Origin of the sequence: Bartonella chomelii (assembly GCF_014138465.1) — a bacterium.
Taxonomy (GTDB): domain Bacteria; phylum Pseudomonadota; class Alphaproteobacteria; order Rhizobiales; family Rhizobiaceae; genus Bartonella; species Bartonella schoenbuchensis.
The window spans coordinates 1-2,359 of sequence record NZ_JACJIR010000023.1; the positions used below are offsets into that span (position 1 = coordinate 1).

Annotated in this window: 1 protein-coding gene and 1 pseudogene; both read left to right on the top strand. The window is 34.0% G+C overall.

Features of this window, described 5'->3' with window-relative positions:
- Window positions 1-436: autotransporter outer membrane beta-barrel domain-containing protein (locus GGR10_RS06705; protein WP_182480441.1), on the top strand; the 436-nt coding region annotated here is incomplete at its 5' end.
- A 124-nt stretch (window positions 437-560) separates the two neighbouring features.
- A pseudogene (locus GGR10_RS06710) lies at window positions 561-2,359 on the top strand (hypothetical protein); the annotation flags it as partial.

A 2,359-nucleotide genomic window follows, 5' to 3' on the forward strand; every position in this document is an offset into this window, starting at 1 on the left:
GGGGAAACAGCTAGCAACCAGCATTGAAGGCTTGGTATTCGAGCCACAGACACAGATTGCTTATCAGCAATTGATATTTAATACCATTCAAGATGACGATAAATTTAAGGTGGATATGGGTAATCCTTATCAGTGGTTAGCTCGTATGGGTGGACGTTTGGTTAAGAATGTTAACCAGTTTGAAGACGGTCGTACTCTTTCTTTCTATGGTAAACTTAATCTTATCAGTGTTTTTGATGAAAGAAAAACAATACAAGCCGGCAAGAAAAACTTTCAATTTGATTCTATAGGATCTGCAATTGAAGGGGGGATAGGTTTTAATGCACATTTTGTTCAAAACATTACATTCCATGGAGATATTAGCTATCAGCAAAAACTTCAAAAAGTTGGCTTATCCGGAGCTATTTTCTCAGGAACGTTGTGCTATCGCTTTTAAAAAGTGTTTACATATCTTTAAGTTATAAAATATATATTGTGTTTTATACTTTACATAAAATACAGAATAAGTTAAATGATTCTTCAGAGATCTTAGAAGGAAAATAACTATTAAGGATATATACATGCGTAAAAAAAGTCTTTTATTATGTACCGTAAGTGGGTTTTTTTTATGTTCTTATTATAGCACAAGCTATGCACAGAATAGTGAGAAGCAAATAATTACTCCTGAGAGCTCTTTTTCAGATTCTAGACAAGAGCTTAGTCGTGCACAACAAACAGAGAATGGTAATGCCTCTTATAGAACGGGTATTAATGCAAAAAATGCAATAAGAGTTGATGGCTCTTCTCCTTCTTCACCAAAAACAAAAATAATAAACGGAGGAAATTTTTCAGGTTTTTATGCTCTTGATGCAACGAATGCAATTATTAATGCTACAGATATTCACGCAATAGGTGGACAAGTTGGTTTGCTAGTCTCAGATGGTAAGATCGACCTTAAAAATTCATTCGTAACTGTCGAGCCGCGTGGAGTGGGTATCACCTTCTTTTCCTATAAACAAAGCACCTATACACAGGATAGCAATGTGGTAAAGTTTTTCAATACAAAACTGCTTGTTAAAAACAGTATAGGTATTTTAGGGCCTTCTGCAAGCGGTACAGTATTCCTTAAAAATTCAGAAATTGATGCTGATGTTTTAGTAAAAAATAGAGTGCGTAGAGGGGATAATATTGGTACTCTTACACTAATCGCAGATCATTCTATTTTAAAAGGTGGTACAAGGATTTTAAAACAAAAAGATATAGAGACTTTAAAACGAAAAGATATAGAGACTTTAAAACGAAAAGATATATACAAAGCAAAAATACGATTGATAAATGATCGTATGAGTGCTTCTATTTCAGAAAATAACCACAACGTTTTAAAAGATCAAATAAATTTAAAAAATTACTATATTTTAAAAAGTTTTTTACAAAATAAATTTGATTTAAAAAATTATTACAACTATTCCCCCAACCGCGAACACAAATATTCACAAGCTATTATAGCATTCAAAACTATGAAAGTTATAGAAAAAGAAAAAGCTAGAGAAGCAGCTGAAGCTAGAGAAGCACAAGCACGTTATAGGAATGATCAACATGCACAGTGGCGTTTACAGCAAAGAATAGTTTTACATCTCAAGAATGATTCTAAATGGATCTTAAGGGTCAGTAAAACAGAAACAGATGACAGAGATAAGATGCTTGGTCCTGTTCCAACAGCATTGATTCTTGGTATTGCTCAAAGGGCCCGCTCTGATATTTCTGTGCTTTATGTTAACAATAGTTCTATTATTTTTGAGAGTCCAACAGAAGATTATTATCAAACGTTGTATGTAGGATCGGGAAATCCTGAAACCCGAGAAGTCTATAATGCAGAAGGTAATGCTAAACTCTATTTAAATACTAATGGGCAAGAAGCTGACCGCCTACTTGTTAAGGGAGATGTATCAGGATCAACAACAGTACATGTTAATGTTCAGGGAAATATTTCAAATACAGCTAATTTGCTCTTTTTAACTGGCTCTTTTCCTTTAAATAAGCGTGGGATTTCTCTTATCCAAGTTGTTGGGCAAGCAACAGAAAGTTCCTTCAAGCTAGCGAAGGGTTATATGATAATCAAGGGTTCACCTTACAAATATACATTGAATGCCTATGGACCAACATCACGTAATGGTTTAGCTAATATCAACCAAAGATTTTTTAACGTAAGTTCATATAATGATGCTTTTTGGGATTTCCGACTGCAAAATCAATACCTCCCCAACTCAAACGTAAAGGCTCTTTTACCGCAAATGGCAAACTATTTAGTGATGCCAAATGCCTTATTTGCTGCAGGTTTCACTGATATTGAAAATCAAAATGCTCTCTTAACCAATATTCG